The organism is Flaviaestuariibacter amylovorans (assembly GCF_039541815.1).
Lineage (GTDB): Bacteria > Bacteroidota > Bacteroidia > Chitinophagales > Chitinophagaceae > Flavisolibacter > Flavisolibacter amylovorans.
The window spans coordinates 195257-213060 of record NZ_BAABGY010000002.1; the positions used below are offsets into that span (position 1 = coordinate 195257).

At 44.3% G+C, this 17804-nt stretch carries 16 protein-coding genes and 1 pseudogene; 3 read left to right on the top strand and 14 right to left on the bottom strand.

Annotated features, from left to right (window positions below):
* Positions 1–10: 10 nt before the first annotated feature.
* Complete coding sequence (locus ABD937_RS03210; protein ID WP_345253330.1) at positions 11–457, bottom strand: DinB family protein; 447 nt, start codon at positions 455–457, stop codon at positions 11–13.
* 99 nt (positions 458–556) lie between these two features.
* On the opposite strand from ABD937_RS03210, the gene ABD937_RS03215 reads away from it, so the two are divergent.
* From ABD937_RS03215 to ABD937_RS03225, 3 genes are all read left to right on the top strand, one after another.
* Positions 557–739, top strand: coding sequence for a hypothetical protein (locus ABD937_RS03215; protein ID WP_345253332.1), 183 nt, complete (start codon positions 557–559; stop codon positions 737–739).
* Between the two features lie 66 nt (positions 740–805).
* A complete protein-coding gene (locus ABD937_RS03220; RefSeq protein WP_345253334.1) occupies positions 806–1861 on the top strand; it encodes an RHS repeat-associated core domain-containing protein in 1056 nt (351 codons plus the stop codon).
* Between the two features lies 1 nt (position 1862).
* Positions 1863–2504 carry a hypothetical protein gene (locus ABD937_RS03225; RefSeq protein WP_345253336.1) on the top strand — a complete coding sequence of 214 codons (642 nt, stop codon included), beginning with the start codon at positions 1863–1865 and terminating at the stop codon, positions 2502–2504.
* Between the two features lie 742 nt (positions 2505–3246).
* Here the strand turns inward: ABD937_RS03225 and ABD937_RS03230 are convergent.
* The 13 genes and pseudogenes from ABD937_RS03230 to ABD937_RS03290 all read right to left on the bottom strand — a co-directional run bounded on the left by ABD937_RS03230 (position 3247) and on the right by ABD937_RS03290 (position 17181).
* Positions 3247–3648: a hypothetical protein gene (locus ABD937_RS03230; RefSeq protein ID WP_345253338.1), complete on the bottom strand. Its 402-nt coding sequence runs from the start codon at positions 3646–3648 to the stop codon at positions 3247–3249.
* Positions 3629–4732, bottom strand: a complete 1104-nt coding sequence (locus ABD937_RS03235; protein ID WP_345253340.1) for a LysM peptidoglycan-binding domain-containing protein — start codon at positions 4730–4732, stop codon at positions 3629–3631. The genes ABD937_RS03230 and ABD937_RS03235 overlap by 20 nt, the downstream gene beginning before the upstream one ends.
* A 170-nt stretch (positions 4733–4902) precedes the next feature.
* On the bottom strand, positions 4903–5160 hold the full coding sequence (locus ABD937_RS03240) for a DUF7660 family protein (protein ID WP_345253342.1): 258 nt from the start codon (positions 5158–5160) through the stop codon (positions 4903–4905).
* A gap of 12 nt (positions 5161–5172) precedes the next feature.
* Positions 5173–6234: pseudogene (locus ABD937_RS03245) on the bottom strand (RHS repeat-associated core domain-containing protein); the annotation flags it as partial.
* Positions 6235–6544: 310 nt separating this feature from the next.
* Positions 6545–7216, bottom strand: a complete 672-nt coding sequence (locus ABD937_RS03250) for a toxin-antitoxin system YwqK family antitoxin (RefSeq protein WP_345253344.1) — start codon at positions 7214–7216, stop codon at positions 6545–6547.
* Between the two features lie 2 nt (positions 7217–7218).
* Positions 7219–8508: an RHS repeat-associated core domain-containing protein gene (locus ABD937_RS03255; RefSeq protein ID WP_345253346.1), complete on the bottom strand. Its 1290-nt coding sequence runs from the start codon at positions 8506–8508 to the stop codon at positions 7219–7221.
* Between the two features lie 175 nt (positions 8509–8683).
* The gene (locus tag ABD937_RS03260; RefSeq protein WP_345253348.1) at positions 8684–9271 is read right to left on the bottom strand and encodes a hypothetical protein; all 588 of its coding nucleotides are present in this window, start codon (positions 9269–9271) and stop codon (positions 8684–8686) included.
* Between the two features lie 11 nt (positions 9272–9282).
* Positions 9283–11064: a polymorphic toxin type 44 domain-containing protein gene (locus ABD937_RS03265; protein ID WP_345253351.1), complete on the bottom strand. Its 1782-nt coding sequence runs from the start codon at positions 11062–11064 to the stop codon at positions 9283–9285.
* Between the two features lie 212 nt (positions 11065–11276).
* On the bottom strand, positions 11277–11591 hold the full coding sequence (locus ABD937_RS03270) for a hypothetical protein (RefSeq protein ID WP_345253353.1): 315 nt from the start codon (positions 11589–11591) through the stop codon (positions 11277–11279).
* Positions 11592–11645: 54 nt separating this feature from the next.
* Positions 11646–13304 (bottom strand): RHS repeat domain-containing protein, encoded by a 1659-nt coding sequence (locus ABD937_RS03275; protein ID WP_345253355.1) that lies wholly within the window; start codon positions 13302–13304, stop codon positions 11646–11648.
* 122 nt (positions 13305–13426) lie between these two features.
* Positions 13427–14203, bottom strand: a complete 777-nt coding sequence (locus tag ABD937_RS03280; protein WP_345253357.1) for a hypothetical protein — start codon at positions 14201–14203, stop codon at positions 13427–13429.
* Between the two features lie 10 nt (positions 14204–14213).
* Entirely contained in the window at positions 14214–15362 is a 1149-nt protein-coding gene (locus tag ABD937_RS03285; RefSeq protein WP_345253359.1) for an RHS repeat-associated core domain-containing protein, read from the bottom strand.
* 766 nt (positions 15363–16128) lie between these two features.
* Positions 16129–17181, bottom strand: coding sequence for a hypothetical protein (locus tag ABD937_RS03290; protein WP_345253361.1), 1053 nt, complete (start codon positions 17179–17181; stop codon positions 16129–16131).
* Positions 17182–17804 lie beyond the last annotated feature (623 nt).

Here is a 17804-nt window from a genome sequence, read left to right on the forward strand (position 1 = left end):
GATCCCCGGTTCACGCTCCGAATTGCCGCAAGTGATAATCGACATGCCGGTAGGTAAAGCGGCTCCATTCCTGCGCGGTGAGCCTGCCGAAGAACGGATGCTGGGGCGGGTGGAGCAGGAGGCTGCTCTCGGAGAAGCGGTAGATCTGCGTGGCGAGCCGGGCGCGCTCGTTTTCGAAGGAAGGCTCACCGGGAAGGCGGGGACCTTCGGCGCCGGGCAGGTTGGGCGGCCAGGGCTCCGGCGAGAAGAACCGCTTTTTCGCAAGGCGACCGAACAGCAGTCCGGCAAAGCTCTGGCGCGACTTGCGCTCCCCGAAATACACGTCGAACGGGTCCTGGCAGTGCAGGAGCATCTGCGCCGCACTCATGCGGCCCCACAGCGGCCGCTGCCGCGCATCGAGGCGCGTCAGCCGGTCGAGCAGACGCCGGGCGTCCGCGGGGTCAAACAGGTCCTGCATCGGGGTCTTGGTCTAGGTGCGTCAAGTTACCGCAAAGTAAGTTTCCGGCAAAGAGCAAAAGCGGTTTGCCACCGCGGGGAAAGCGCGCAGTTTGCGGCGATGCAAAAGCAAACAAACATTGAAGAACTACTGGAGGCATTCGCGGAGATCCTGATCGATATTTTATTGGCAGAGCAGAGTCGCGAGACTAAAGGGCGATCCCATTCCGAAACGCATTCGGCAAGCATCGCCACTAGCAGCGAGAAAGGGTCGGCACAGGTGGAAAGGGACCAGGCGGGCTGAACGTAACACAATACTTGATCGTTCGGGCGTTTGTGGATTAGGGGCACAGGACTGGATTCGAACCAGGTGGGCAGCAAGCATTACTATCCGTTCGGAATGCAAATGCCTGGACGGAAGTTCGCTGTCGAAAGCGGCTACCGGTACGGGTTCAATGGAAAGGAAGATGATGTTGAGACCGGCCTGCAGGACTATGGAATGCGGATTTACAATCCGGGTCTAGGTAGGTTTTTAAGTGTTGATCCGATCGCACACGCGTTTCCTTGGAACAGCCCATACTCATACGCTGAAGGCGATCCAATCAATTACATCGATTTAGATGGATTGGAAAGACCTGACGAAAAAGCTCAAGCAGTAGTTGGGGGAGCAACGAGGACATTTCAGCGGGTAACGGTTGGGAAGACTTTCCAACAAGGCACATCCGAGTTTGCCAAGAGGTCCGCTGTAAGTGGGGGATCAAAAGTTGCTCAGCAGGCTGGTCAGCACTGGTTCGTAAGGGGACTCAAAGCTATAAGCAAAAAGAGTGTCGGTTTGACAATAGGCTTCGTTCTGAGTGACGGGGAGTTAGGGACAGGCCAATATGCGCCTGAACTTAGAGCGTTTCATGAGCAGTTAAAAACAGGAGGTAAAACTTCGCCAGAGCCAGCCCCAAGCCCTCAGCCCCAGCATCAGCGTGAGCTTGATCCATACGAGGTGCCAGGAAAAGATGATGATGGAAACGAATTGTACTATGTATACCGAACATTGCGAGCGATTAAGGACGAACGAGGGTTAGTTGTTGGCGTTCTGCCTTATTTCGGAATTACAAAAGACCGAATTGTTAATGGGCGCTATCATAAAGACAGAATTGAAGCGAGAAATGTACAATTGCTGGCAATTGGTACATACCACCAAGCGAAAGGAGCTGAGCAGGCATTGATTAGCTTGAATAGTCCAGGGGGGAATAGACCATATCTTAGCACCAGTATTGATAATTTGATAAATTCAAATAGTAATCCTGTAAAGGTTGACTATCGACTACCGCTTGGTATCGTCTTGTTGAACCTTCAACAACCAGGATGGCAGGCAAAGTTTAAAGAACGCGAGTTACCCAAAGGGCCTAACCACCCTTCAAAGACACCGTAATATGGATATTGAACAAGGTTCTATTTTTGCAATTCCTCTAGAAAAAAACTTGGGGTATGCTTTTGTCAAATGCGTCTTTATTCAAGGTGCAGGAGGCTCGTCAAATTTGACCCTCAAGATTCTTGACATGCGATCGGAGGCGTTCGCGAAGAAATCGAGTGGTAAAATAGAGGAGGCTGATGAACTTTGCTATCGGTTGCTCATGATGGGCAGACCAAGTGTACGAGGAAAGAATAAGTGGCATTACCTTGGCACGCAAAGTCTAACATCGGAAGAGGCTAATGAAGTGCCTTCCTTTAAGCAGTTATCGGGGCCAATGTTAGATTTAATTGACGAAAAAGATTGGTCAAAACTCAATTGGTCGGTTATTTTGAATTTTAGCCTAATGAATCAAGTCGATAGTTTACCCTACGCTTCCATCAGGCACTTGGGTCCATGGATGCACTCGTCTGATCTGGATATCACAATCCGTCTTACAATGATTTGGCTTAAAAAGCTAGGGTATGATATCAGAAGCTTTTACAACACAGAAGAGCTTGATAGCCCCAAAAACGTTTGGAACAAGATTGCCTATAACGAAGCCATGAATATTGAGTTTTACAGTGAAGTAGAAAGGAAGTTTCGCGGTAAAATTATCTCCTGATTAAGTTGAAAAAATTTAAAACGGTTTGGTTCAGCATGAAACAAAAAATTGAATTGTTCGGTGTTCAAAATTCAATGGCCATTACCAGCTGCGTGAAGTAAGCCGTACGTTACTGCTCGAAACATTCTTGCGTTATTGGATTTAGTGTCCAAACTTATTGAACACAATTGCATTAACGAACGGGATCCCATTGCTGATTCCGGCCACATATAAAAGAAAGCAGACAGCATTGTAAAAGCACCTTCCTTAAACACGGAGATCGCCTACAATTACGATGCCGCCGGCAACCGGATCGGCAAGAGGGTGACGGTTAACGGTGTGAGTACGTATATGTTCTATGTGCGGGATGCTCAGGGCAATACCCTTGGCATCTACACCAAGACTGGGAATGGGCCCGTTCAATGGGGCGAGCAGATGCTTTACGGCAGCAGCCGCTTGGGGACCATCCACCTGAATGTTCCGGTACCGGCCGCTCCGAGGGTGCCGGTTGGGACGGCTACGCTCCACGACGGGTTCGCGTATGTCCGTAAGATTTATGAGCATTCCAATCACCTAGGCAATGTCCTGGCTACTATTTCTGTCCCCAAAAAAGGGGGGAATCAGTGCGCAGGTGGTATTTTTTGACTAGTTTCTCAAGAATAAAACTACGATCCGATTGCAACAGGGTAGTTTTCTTAAGACAATACGAATACGGTTTAAAAAGTTCTCACATGATTAAAGATTCTGAATTCCTTATCAGGAATTATTCACAAACCTCTACATCACTATAAAAGGAATATTTAGGTTTTATTTGTTTGGATTTTTGAATGTACTCTCCTTCATCCGACATTATAACCTGGTATATTTTCATTCCACCGTTATGATTTATCCTATAGAACCGCGGCATACAATCCTCCTTATTCAGGGCTTTTATTAGAAGCAAGGAGTCATTTCCTACCAATTCATCAATGTAGTCTTCAATTACAGTAGAATTGAATTCCTCCTTAAATATTATCAACTTATAACCCTTGTCTTCTTGGTTGCGAGGATTAATTACCGAAATATTGCCCACAATGTGGTCCGAATCACCCCGGAAAATATCGAAGCAACCAGTTAGCAAAATCAAATTAAGAAAAAGGATCACTTTAAAAGCCATACGTCTCATAAGTTGAGTTTGGTTTGCGAATTTCCTGAACGTTTATCTCCCAAAGGTATCTTTGATACGTTGGCTCTACATCAGGTGTAATCTTACGTAAAATAGGCCTTCTGTCAGAAGCGGATTCCACAGTTTTAGAATCATAAATGCAAATCACTGCCTTGCCATATCCAGTCACTCTTAAACTGAACCCATATGACCCCAACCAATTTTCAGCAGAGAAAAATTTATTGTTCTGTAATTTGCCTGAAAACAAGTCTTTTGTTGACTGCCAAAGAATTCTGCGTCCATTTGCATCTATGAGTGTCCCTATCGAATATGATCCTTTGTAAAATTCACCTGCCTGGAGCTTGCCGTCAGCATTGAGCGCATTCATAGCTTTATTTACTAAGTCACGTACGCTCGGAAGGCTCTTAATCTCATCTAGGAATTTTCCGCCTATAACAAGAGTATTTTGAGAATATTCATCGCTGCCGGAGTTGATAAAAAATTCTCCAGCCAAGCGGCCCAAACTAGCTTTGGAACTCTGAACAAATTTTCCATTATTGGAATTATTGTATGCTGTTAATGGATTGGATTGGAAGTCGCTCTCTGGTTCACCGTATTCCATATAAAGATCTTTGCCATTTCGGCTCGAACCAATTGTTAACAGGCTGCCCGCGATAATCTTGTTGGGATCCTTAATATGTGAATTAAGAGCCAAGAGGTCACTTGTCCGCATATTATATTTCTTAGCTATTCCGTTTAATGTTTCACCTTTATTCACCCTATGGTACTCCGGAGGGGTAGGTGTAGATCCAGTCGGATCAACGAAATAAATTGGGTTATTAGAAAAAGTAGCAAATGGACTTTCTGATTGGTTAATTACCGGATCAACGTTCCAACGACGTCCTATTCTACTGTCGTACTCCCAATACATCGCACCGAAGATCTCAGTGCCAATTTCTTTATCCTTTTCTTGCCCATTAACTCCATATCTATAGCCGTTTTCGCCCTCGAACTTCCGTCCGGGGATTTGCATTCCGAACGGATAGTAATCATTGGCAGCAGCAACATCCGCTATGTAATAGTCAGAATTGCCATCTGCGACCACGTCTAACCCCCTTCCTCAGACCAGAGATAGTGGCCAGACCAAGATGGTTTACCTATCATAGGGTTACTTAACATACACAATGCCACGGGACAGTGAAGCAGCTCTCTTGGATAGGCTAATCACTTGCTCTGGTGCAAATTCCAAAAAGTGGAACGCTGTAAAAGGCTACACTATTCGTACACTTTTGCGGCTATCAAGATGTTGGCAAACACTTTCCAACTAATGTTTTCTGGAAGAGGTATATCATTGTTTTGATAATAGCCTTCCATATCCTCTGTCCAATTAATGATAGCCTCCAAGTATGATTCGAGCGTTTTGTTCTCCCACTCACTTGGGTTTTTTCTCAAATCAGTGATCAATAATTCCACAAATTTTAGAAAATCGTTCTTGTTTCCAATTTTGTTTACTTCATATACTAATTCATTCATGGTCATTTTTTTTTAGTAAACGACTTGATTTGTGCCATCACTGAACTTTAACTTAATTGATGTTCCCCCATTCTTCGTTGTCATTTTCCACATCTGGCTTTGCACCTGTGATTTGGAGGCCCAATTTACTGGAACCTTATTTAACCCTGACAACCGAAATGCAGCCAACCTTCTATGATCTAATGTCCAAATTTTACCTGTTGCGTCTTTCCATACATTTATTCTCAACACATTTGGGTTCAATGTGCCTGCGCTCAAAGCTTCTGCGTTTCCTAAGACTGTAAATTCCCCGGTCGTATTTTTAATACTACTTTGCATGAAATGAATTTCATTTGGGTTGAGTGAACCTCTTGAAAATCTAACAAAAGGCAAAGCGCTGGCCGCCGTTTCTACGCCAAACCTTCCAAACGAACTTGTTGCTCCGTCCGCATCATCATTACCAAGCCTTCTGAACCCTTGCACTAAACTTCCTATCATCGGAAATTCATCGCCTGGTCTGACACTTTCGCGCTGCTGAAGATCCTGTTTTATTATTCTTACATAAGGATCAATCTTTTCGCTTTCTGCTTTCTTGACTCCAATGCTTGATGGCCCATTCGCTTGTGAAACAGTTGCCTGCCTTCGTGCTGTCGCAGGCGCAGTGTTCATTGCAATGTTTCGGCTCGGACACCCTTGACAATTAGTTGCATCAGCAACGTGTTGAAGGACAGGTCTCTTTTGTGTTTGTGGGGCTTTGATTGGCGTTGAGTACATTCCAGTAACAAACCCATCTTGCTCAAGTCCGGCAATATTCAATGGACCGGAGAGCACTTGACCGGTACTTGGATTAACGGCCCATGCTTCAAGGCCATCTAGGTCAATGTTCGAAATTGGACCGTTGCTAGCAAACTGAAAAGGTGTAAGCTCGGGATACTCAATACTAATCGGATCTACACTTAGAAACCTTGCTACAGTGGGATTGTACATCCTCATTCCATAGTCCTGTAGACCGGACTCTGGATCGTCTTCCTTTCCATTAAAACCATACCTATAGCTGCTTTCAACCGCGAACTTCCGTCCTGGCGTTTGCATTCCGAACGGATAGTAATTCGAGGCTAGCTATAGCCAACAGCCAAAAACGTTTGACCAAGTGGTCAAGTGCAAATGCTTCTTACATCATAAAGACGATCCATTAATCCATCTACACGCAGAGTCTGCAATTTAAAGTCGGTATGATCTTGCTAATACTACAGTATTAAGAAATGACATAATTACGCGACAGTCTAATGCACCTTTGTACTAAAGCGACGAGTTCTTAAATGCGGGCAAATTATACTCTACTATAGAGCTGATGCAGCTTAGTCAAACTTCCTGCTACCTTTAAGCAAGACGAACGATAGCAGCACTATATTATTCGCACCAAGCTATCCTGACAAACAATTTGCAAACCATTACTTAAAGTTGATACTATTTTCAAAGTCTTGCTTTTGCCGATCCAATCACTAACTAAAATTCTTCCAACATTTCCTTCCATTCGAATAATTTGGACGGAATCCCCATCGATTTCCGCATGTATTTCGTTCCTATACCCCTCTGGTTGTGCGAAGCAAAACTCGAACTCTTTATCCTTCCCTTTTTCAACAATGGCGATATTCGGACTAATGCAGACCCCATCTTCTTTTATCAATTTCAAACTTTCAGTATCAAACTTCCTCACGTAATAAACATCGCCGCTGAAATCCCGTTCATTATAAAGCATTAATCGCCCATCTGTGTAATAGTAAATCGGTCCTATCGGCTTATCATCTCTAAAGTACCCTCTTGATAAAGAGTCGCCATTCGCGTCAAACGACACGAAAACTCCATTTAGTCTGTCATTTATGTAAGTGCGTTTTTCTTCAACCTGGCCATTAGGGTAGAAGGATATCACTTCTTTCGTACTTGTTTCACCTTTCTTATACTTTGTCTCTCTCCTTATCTTTCCATTCGGATAATACTCCTTTTTAGTACGTGACTTTTCATTGCACGATATTGCAAAAGTTGATGCGATTAAAAATACCGGGAGCGAGTTTCGCATAGTTACTTTGGTTGGTTTCTTAGTTCGTGATCGGCGCGAGTCTTCGTTTTTCCTCCGTGATAGTTTTCCAAAGGAATATTCGAATTGTTGATCGTTCCTTTTGGAGCTATCTTTCCACAGACAGTGCAAGAATCACTACCAGTCGGTAAAACTTGTAATGCCGTGTCAGTCCTCTTGCCATTTGCAGCGTCAGAATCACGCTTAAACATGTCTTGTACTTTGGCTATAGCATATTGAGTTAGCTCCGATTTGTCTAATCCCTTCTTTGTAAAAATGCCTGTCATTGTTTTGGCAAATAGATCAAAAGAGGCGACGTCTCCAGCCTGTCCGAAGGCACCCATCAACATATCGATATTTTCTAAGTAGGCGTCTGGAAAGTCAGCAGTAGGACCGCCGCCTTGTCCGCTGGCAGAGGTAAATCCAATACCACCTCCACCCTTCCTATGGCCTTCTTTCCTTGGCTCTCTATCGTATAATCCTTCCATGAACCTTCCCCATTTCGTATCTAAGTCATTGTCCGATACAAATTGTATAGTGTTGCCTGAAGAATAATGTGAAGAGCCAAAAATCTTTTGGCCTTTTGAGTTTATGGTTGTAAAATGGGTTTCGTAGGTATCATAGTACTCAAAATTACCTGTGGGCTTACCGTCTGTATCGTACTGCTGAACTTTTCTGTAAGTTTCCAAGCCGCGTACAACAACTCTTCTCGTGATAGTTATGGTTGTACCATCTGTGGCCTGCCTTGTTAGTACTGTAGTGATAATTCGATCATTTCCGTCCGGATCACGAAAAACGATCGGATTCCCACCGCAGTAAAAGTATGCGTTCTCACCAGGCCTTTTTGCCTGGAGCTTATCTAGGCTTAACCAACGCCCAATCCTACTATCATAAATCCTTGCACCGAAATCGTAATTCTCCGACTGAAAATCTATTTCTCGCTCCATTCCATTAAATCCATAACGGTAGCTGCCTTCAGTGGCAAATTTCCGTCCTGGCATTTGCATTCCGAACGGATAGTAATCATTGGCAGCAGCAACATCCGCAATATAATAGTCAGAAGTGCCGTCTGCGCCCGGATCTACCCCTCTCTTCTGATCGGAAACAGTAGCCAGAACATTGCCCAGGTGATTGGACAGCTCATACGTCTTCCGGACATACTCGAACCCATCGTGCAGCGTGGCCGTCCCAACCGGTACCATCGGAGCGGCCGGTACCGGAACATTCAGGTGGATGGTCCCCAGCCAGCAGCTGCCATAAAGCATCTGCTCGCCCCTTAAACAGGGTGATTCCAAGTATTTTGGTCAACTTCTCATCGAACTCGTTCCGTACATAATCTTTCCTTAATAACTTAATATGTCCGACGTTATAAGTATCGGTATACTTGCACGAAATGATTAATCAAACTATGCACGCAAGAACGTAAAACAGCTACTGGGATTAGGAAACACGCTTGTTCCATCCTTCACGTTATTTGGTCTCGTGTAAAATTTGTCCTATAATCTTGTACTCTTTGGAAAACTCTTTCTTCCAGTCTTTTACAGCATCAACAAAAGAAATCTTTACATAATCAAACTTCAGGCCCAGCCTATCGTTCATCAATGCAACGGCTATGTTGTGAGCATATAGGTCGCGATCTGTTTCCTTTACTTGAAAGAATGAGTCGTTTTTTAGAACATACAAAGTTAGAAAAGGCGGGTAGGTTATTGTAGGCAATTCGCCTTCTTGCCAGTGGTCTAGCAAAAAAGTATCATTTGACAAGAGCTTTCGCACTTCGTGCTTTCGTTCAATGATTCTATTGTTTAGAATCTCTCCCTTGTGTATTAGATCACCATTAAACCTATACTCCCATTTTCCACATGGTATACCATTACTAAAATTATGGATTGAAGTATGTGGTGGATTGCTTATCGTTAAGGTTCCAGTAAAGAGGTTACTGTCACGCTTTGCACGAACAAGTCTTTTAACATAGATGTCATCTTTACCAAAAGAGTCTGGTCGAGGTGAGCAGAAAGATCCGCACATGCCGACATATACTAATAAAGTCACTCTAAGCATTCGCAGTACTTTTACTTGAATAGAACAAATCCATATTTTATAAAAAACTGGTCTCTTCCAGGATCAGACTTTCCCGTATGAAATATCTGATCTATGTCCGCACCCGAAGTTAGTTCTGGCAAACCATACCCATAGGCCTTTCCCCAAGCTCCAAAAGCCGCATTACCATAGTCGTCATAATTCATTAGTCTTCCTCGATAAAACGAATATTGACCAATAATTACAGCGGCAAATGATTGGATCTGTTGCAAATTTTTGCGGGTTTGGCTTTTCAAATCAAACGGCATATTTGGCCCCACCATCCATACAAAAGCTGCTTTCTTTCCTGCATTCATCTTTAGAACTTGATCAGCATCACAATACCAGCATTTTTCCATCATCTTGATTTGTTCATCCCAGCGCTTCCCTTTCTGTGCAAAAAAGGGTTTCCACTGTTGGACGACTGTATTGAACTCCACATTCATATCCAGCAAATCTTCCTCATAAACTTGATCGCCGGCTTTCCACCCTTTACCAGCAAGCGGGTGGTTCCCACGTAACAAAGTTCCTCTGATCCCCTTTTCCTTTGTGTCTCCACCCACCGTATAAGTCAACTTTTGTGCTGTTTTCCAAGGGTTATTTTTATCAAAACCCTTTGCTGAAGGATCAACAGTCCAAATTGCGGTTTTATCCAAAGCTGGTGTTACCCCTCTTGCGATTAGTCCACCAGTCGACGAGTTGTAGAGTGTAGAATCTGCACCGTTGGGATCAATAAACCAAATTGGATTTCGTGCAAGGATACTGTATGCAGATTGACCGTGTTTGACAACCGGATCCTGATTCCATCTGGTAACAATTCGGGGGTCATACTCCCAAAATTGAGCTGTATAACTATTGCCTTCGCCTTTTACTTCATCGGTTTTTTCGTGGCCACCAAACCCGTACCTGTATTCACTTTCGGTATAGAGTTTTCGTCCCGGCATTTGCATTCCGAACGGATAGTAATCATTGGCAGTAGCAACATCCGCTATATAATAGTCAGAAGTGCCGTCTGCGCCCGGGTCTACACCCCTCTTTTGATCGGAAACAGTAGCCAGAACATTGCCCAGATGATTGGACAGCTCATACGTCTTCCGGACATACTCGAACCCATCGTGAAGCGTGGCCGTCCCAACCGGCACCATCGGAGTGGCCGGTACCGGAACATTCAGGTGAATGGTCCCCAATCGGCTGCTGCCATAAAGCATCTGCTCGCCCCACTGAACGGGCCCATTCCCGGTCTTAGTGTAGATGCCAAGGGTATTGCCCTGAGCATCCCGAACATAGAACGTATACGTGCTCACACCATTAACCGTCACCTTCTTGCCGATCCGGTTGCCGGCGGCATCGTAATCGTAGGCGATCTCCGTGTTCAAGGCAGGTGCTTTTACAATGCGGTCAATCTTTCCGTATACTGTCCAGTAGATATGATCCAGCTTGCTCTGGCGGTCACGAATTAGGTTTCCGATCCGGTCGTAGTCATAGTTGTCGGTTGCAGGCTGAAAGGTCTTCACCTCCGCCCGCACTACGTTGGCGTCCATCTCAGGGGTCTGCGAGTCAATATCCTCCGTGCCGTGGCCTGCAGGGGTAATGTTGTACTCGTTGGCGCCAACAGCGTCATAAACATAGCGCAGGCGGTTACTCACCAGCTTCGCCTTATTCGTCGCAAGATCAAGCACTTGTGGATACTTGTAAATCAGGTTATCCATGCCCGGCTTTGCCGCTACTCCATTGCGCTTGTATTCCAGAATATTGCCATTGGCGTCATAAGACACGTCCTCCGCATACTCCTCATCGGCCGCAGCCAGGGTAAGGGAAGGCGCCGTCGTACCTACTGGAGCTGGATCCTGATTAGGTATCGTGACGCCAGCGATCTCTTTTTCTTCGTGTCAGAGGAAGTCACATTTGATTCAATAGTCGCGCTCAACTTATGTCCGTCAAGAAAAGATCTAACCTCCCTTGAGAATATGTTTATTGACTTTCGATATCAGAGTTGCTCGGCAAAAAATTCATTGTATTCAAACGCCAGTTTTATGCGAGGCTTACCTACGCTTCCACTAAAAATGATCTCGAACGTTTTAGGTTTCTGATTTTCTTCAAAATTTTGTACTCCCAAGTCAAACAGTTCTACCAACTCTATTTCGCTAATTGATAGATTGCTTACTCCGTAGAAATGAACTTTCTTTGATAAATACTCTTGCTTTATTTCTATAAATTCATCGACGACTAGTGTAAGTGATTTTGTTGAAAAGTTGATATTTAGCTCGCCAACTGGGCAATCATGTTCGAAAATGTCGCTCAAGTTTATCATTGAAGTCTTGTTTGAAAGATATTGTTTACTGCCATTTTATGGAGATCAAATCCAAACCTCATTCTCCCTTGCCATCCTTTGGTTGGTTTCCTTCCACCACTTCTTTATCCCGTCTAAAGATCGTCGAAAGAAACCTTTACGTTCAGGTTTGATTATTATCGGTTCTAAAATCAGAGACTTCGGAGCTTCGATATGTGATGGATCCGACCCCTTACTGGTCGGCCTTCCATACTTATCCAAATAATAGTCTTTTGTGCCTGTTCTATTTGGGTTGTGTCTATGCCAATGGTTAATTCTATCCCAACCATCCTTACTCTTGGGATCCTTCTTTGCGGGATCGTAAGTAATTTTCTCTCCGGTTTTTACATTTTCGTAATCCCTACCGTCATTATCGCTCGCTTCTTTTCGTGGGTCTGTTATGTCTTTCCAGTCTTCGCCTAGAAATTCAGGAGATGCCGGCACATTATTGACCCAATCAATTGGTGAGCTTTCAGACATTTCGACCTTCGGCTGTCCAACAGTTATTCCCGAAGGAACTGAAGCCCCTGGTAATGGCAAGGTGACTTCCCCCGGATGGAGAGGCATAGTTGGCTTTGGAATACTAATCCTTGGTAGTGCGACGCGAGGAAGAAAGATTCGTGGTAAAGTTAGTGTCGATGTATTTGTAACGAAGGGTTCAAGTCCATCCAGATCTATTGCTGCAATAGGCATATTGCCAGCAAAAGCATAGGGTGTCCACCAAGGAAACTTTTTCGAAAGCGGATCCAGGCTTAAAAACTTTCCTAATGCAGGATTATATATCCGCATTCCATAGTCCTGCAGGCCGGTCTCAACATCATCCTCTTTCGCATTAAACCCGTACCGGTAGCCACTTTCGACCGCGAACTTCCGTCCCGGCATTTGCATTCCGAACGGATAGTAATCATTGGCAGTAGCAACATCCGCTATATAATAGTCAGAAGTGCCATCTGCGCCCGGGTCTACCCCCCTCTTCTGATCGGAAACAGTAGCCAGAACATTGCCCAGGTGATTGGACAGCTCATACGTCTTCCGGACATACTCGAAGCCATCGTGCAGCGTGGCCGTCCCAACCGGTACCATCGGGGCGGCCGGTACCGGAACATTCAGGTGAATAGTCCCCAGCCGGCTGCTGCCATAGAGCATTTGCTCGCCCCACTGAACGGGCTGATTCCCTGTCTTGGTGTAGATGCCAAGGGTATTGCCCTGAGCATCCCGCACATAGAAAGTATATGTGCTCAAACCATTAACCGTCACTTTCTTGCCGATCCTATTGCCGGCAGCATCGTAATCGTAGGCGATCTCCGTGTTTAAGGCAGGTGCCTTTACTATGCGGTCAATCTTTCCATATACCGTCCAGTAGATATGATCGAGCTTACTCTGGCGGTCACGAATGAGGTTTCCGATCCGGTCGTAGTCGTAGTTGTCAGTCGCAGGTTGAGCGGTCTTCACCTCTGCCCGTACTACGTTGGCGTCCGTCTCAGGGGTTTGCGAGTCAATATCCTCCGTGCTGTGGCCTACCGGAGTAATGTTGTAATCGTTGGCGCCAACAGCGTCATAGACATAGCGCAGACGGTTACTCACCAGCTTTGCCTTGTTCGTCGCAAGATCAAGCACTTGCGGATACTTGTAGATAAGATTATCAATGCCCGGCTTTGCCGCAACCCCATTGCGCTTGTATTCCAAAATACTACCGTGTCATAAGACACCTTCCAGAATCAAACCTGCTCTTAAAGTCGTCCTTGAATGATACTGTTTAACATGCTGGAAAACCAATAGACCAAGGCTCTTTTTTAATACTTAGGATACTAGATTTGCCTCGAGGAAAGCCACAACCCAAAACTATCCGCATGGGTGTTCGCCACTTGAGGTATATTCAAGAACCTTTTGAACCCCATAAGCTCATCCAAGTGATCATTGGAAAGGAAAGGGTTCGAGTACAATTGGAACATCACAATAGTATCAGTCAGTTGCCTCTTCTGCCATCGAGATGTGGATTGTGACGATGTATCAATGCCAAGAAAATCTAAGAAGCTTTCATCGCAATAAAACTTCCAAGTAGCGGACAACAATATCGCGTCCAATTCGACTTCCTGTCCGGGGTTAGAAGAGATATCGATGTAAAATGGAACCCCATTGTCATAGATTGTATTCTCCGGCAACTTGCCGATTAACAACTCATAATTCGAGACATCGGTTTCATTCTGAGTTTTGGCAAACGAATAGTCATACACATTTCCACAAATGAAAAGACTGTCAAACGACTTGATTACTTCGTCATAGAAAATAGAATATTTTTCAAATGACGTCCAATCGGAGGAAATAAAAATTGAAAAAACACGATTTCTTTTTGAAATAGTCATTCTCGATCTATCAGATACCACATCTTCCAATACCATTGAAAAATGTTGTCGGTTACCCGCTATTTTAACTATCGTCGGTAAATGATCGATAGGATGATCTTCTCCTCCATAATAGAATTCACTGAATTGCAAAGATGAAGTTTCCAGCAGAGTCATTACCGAGCTTAACATATCCTCTTTCCATATAAAATATGCTCTCTGCTGAATAATCTCATTTTCCATATAAAATTCTTTATTGAACGCTTGCTTTTCTAACCGGGTCTGTGAAAACATTTACTCGTACTCCCTGCGAATGTCCGTAATCAATGAGTTTATTTATGCTCTGCTTAAAAGTATTTATTACTTCGTCATTTTTGAACATTATGTCAAGATTTACCTTGGAAAACTTCACGCCTTCGAGTCCACCATTGGCAGCTGCTTCACTTAAGTCATCAACAATCCTCCTATAGTCGGATAGTTTGAATGTGGCAGCGTCAAATGTTTTAAGGGATGCAGCTCTATTCCCAGCAAGAAAATCGATAAGCTTAATGTTTTTCTTTACAACAAGATTTAGGTCAATCCATTCAGAATACCTTGTTGTTGCTAAAACTCTTTCGAGCTGCGTGCCTCTTGTTGTTCCATATAAGCTTCCGAATAATTTATCAGAGATCTGGCGAAGTACATTGTTGTGGATGACTTGTGGAGATGCTTGAACTTCCGTCTGAGCAGCTTTTGCTGCTGCAACTTTTTCGCCCCCCGGTACGATTTTGTTTGACACAGCTCTTGCTACTTGACGCTCCATCCCAACCTGCGCTGTAGGGGCTGTGCTAATGGATATTGTTTTGTGTAGAATTAACTGTGTCGTTAAACTGACTGCTGCGTCACCCCTAGACATTCTAGGGTAGTCACTCGATGCACCGTCGTACCCAGTTGTAATGATTAAGAGATTGTTTAGCGGATTGAAATCCCGGTTGAATCCAGATGCAGCCTTATGAGCAAATCCATCAGTCTTTAATGGATTGTCAGGCTTCTGCATCCAATTCATAAAGTCCCTGAAATCATAATCGTACCAATGCCTTCCTTCTTCAGCGCCGTCAATATCTATATACTTTATAGGCTTATTGCCTGCATAGGAGTACGGAGTATAATGCGGGTAGGCATTTGAAAGCGGATCAACTGATAAGAACCTGGCAAGACTAGGATTATATATCCTCAATCCATAGTCCTGCGTACCCGTTTCAGGGTCGTGTTCTTTCCCATTAAAACCATATCTGTAGCTGCTTTCGGTAGCGAACTTCCGTCCAGGCATTTGCATTCCGAACGGATAGTAATCATTGGCAATGGCGAACTGTAGTATGTTTTGATCACGAGTGCCATCTATGCCTAAGGCAACTCTCTCCATCTGGAAATAGTTGCTAAAGCGTTGACTAAGTGATAAAAAGTTTGAGGTGTCTTTCCCATTTTCGACCGTTCAACCCAAATCAACCTTACGATTAGACGGTCGACTGAATCAAACGGCGAGCAACAGAGTACTTTATTTTAGCCCTCGGCAGGCCCATCGAGTAGTGAAGCCGAAAAATAGTTTTTTTACATTATGGTGTACTCATCTTAACACACAAGTTCCTTAAGATTTGTTCAGGCATTTCCGATATGAATAGAAACTGGGCGAACGTGTATGAGTGCGCCACTATCCTTTATTTATACAACCGGTGCCACAAACAGTTTGAAGGTGCCTACTCTTATAATTATTTACCGTAGGGGTAGTTCATCATACAAACTGCGATTAATGTCGCTACATGAAAATAATCTCGTCGAACACTAATGAAGGATTTGATATTCTGTCACACTCATCGCCCCAATTATGCTTCCCAATTATACACGATGACGCTACTAGATAACTATTTGACTCATTTTGTAACTCAAAGACTTTATACCTCCCCCCAATTGAATGCTCAGAAAACTTTCTCGGTACATTTGAGCGCAGCTCATCTATTGTGACACCATGCATTATAACCGGCAAATCAATATATTTTACCCCATAGAACTCAATCTCAACATTATAATTTTCGCCAGTAAGGTCAGAATTGTTTGAACCTCGTAATGTCAAAATATTATGACTTACAGAATATGCCCATAGCTTAAATAAAAGTTCAGACCGGTAAATCACTTTAAAATGGTTTATTAACGACTTGATAAGTGTTGTCGACAAATTTATAGAATGTAGTCCTGTCTAGCGCTCCTGGAATGTTGTAAATCTTGTATAACTCCCAATTGGTAACATTGCGGAGAGCAGGATTCGGACTAACAGGATTGGCAGCATACTTTATGTATTTCCATCTTGTAAAGTCTTGGAGATTGAAATGAAGGTTGTTTGATGGATTCGCAATTTTCAACAGGATATCGTTGGGCCTAAATCCGCTACTGAACTGCCTATAATTCAGGGCGCCTGTCGCATTCGAGAAATCATCCAACGTATGCCCGAGGCCAAGAGCTATATTTTCCCCTTTACTAACAAACCTTAATGTACCCAACGCAGATGCCGCTTCTGAGGTCGTAACACTTGGGTTATACCCAAATGAGAATGGCACCCTCTCTGCATCAGCCATCATACTGAGGCTAATCATTGTAAAGGAAACTTTTAGATCGAAAGCTAGAGGATCCTTGTTCCTTTCAGTTTCCATGAAACTTCCGAACTGATAAAGTTTATATTTCCAACTTGATGTAAAACTGGATAGTGCTTCTTCAAAAGTTTCCCCATCGTCATTCAAATACCCGTTGAAAGCTACAGAGCCGTCGGTGTTCGTCTTCCAACGCGCGCTAAAGCGCCCTAACCCGTTCGTGAATGACCTTAGTTCACCAGCTTGGGTCGGTATACGTGTTTGAGAACCAGTAACAGTGTAAGTAGAATTAGGTTGATAGAACTCCAATTTATGAGACTTATCATCTATTTCGGCTTTCATTGTACCTCCCGCCGCGGTGATACTCGTATCGCCGCGTTGATCGCTGAATGCAATTGGGTTCCCCATGAAAGTGGAATAGGGGCTAGTGCCACCAACCGGTCTAGGATCAATGTTCCACCTCTTCCCAAGTCGGGAGTCATACTGCCAAAACTCTGCCGCCATTGAACTTCCAAAATTGTCGACCTCGTCACTTTTTTCTTGACCATTAAACCCGTACCTGTAGCTGCGATCAACTGCAAATCTTCGCCCGGTCATTTGCATTCCGAACGGATAGTAATGAAATTCGGCTGAATGTAATACCAACAAAGCTTTCGTGAGAGTCCAAGATCCCGAAAAAACGTCGTTTTTGGCAAAAAATGCAGTTTTTTGGAGCCGATATACCGCAACTTCCTTTTTGCTTTGTACGCACGCCCATCAATCATACTTCCGTAGCCCGCAGCGGCTGGATAAAGGAGAATCTTTACGTCAGATCCTACTGATCCGCCTCGCGCAAAGGCTTCGGTTGCAGTGCGAAAGCTTCCTCGTGCCTATTCGGTATGGCTGGCTGTTGTGCACGAGCGGTAAAGTGGTTAAGACGAGGGGTAGATTCCCGGCGGTTCTGAAAAGGCGTTTTCTTGCTCTCCGGCGCAACTATTGGTGCACGATCCTGGTTGAGCCCTCTTTCCAAAAAGGACTTTCCATCGTGCTTTCGGAACCAGTTCCCTTATGGCTGTTCGGTTGAAATAGGTTCATTTTGAATTAGATATATACCGCGGTTCGGTCCGCGGCTGCTGCGGGCCTGACGTCACTTCATTCTGACACAGCGTCCTTGGGTTAAAGGCGTTCCGCATGTATTGCAGCTCGTTCGTCATAGGGTGTTGGCAGTGCGTCGGGGAGGAAAAGCA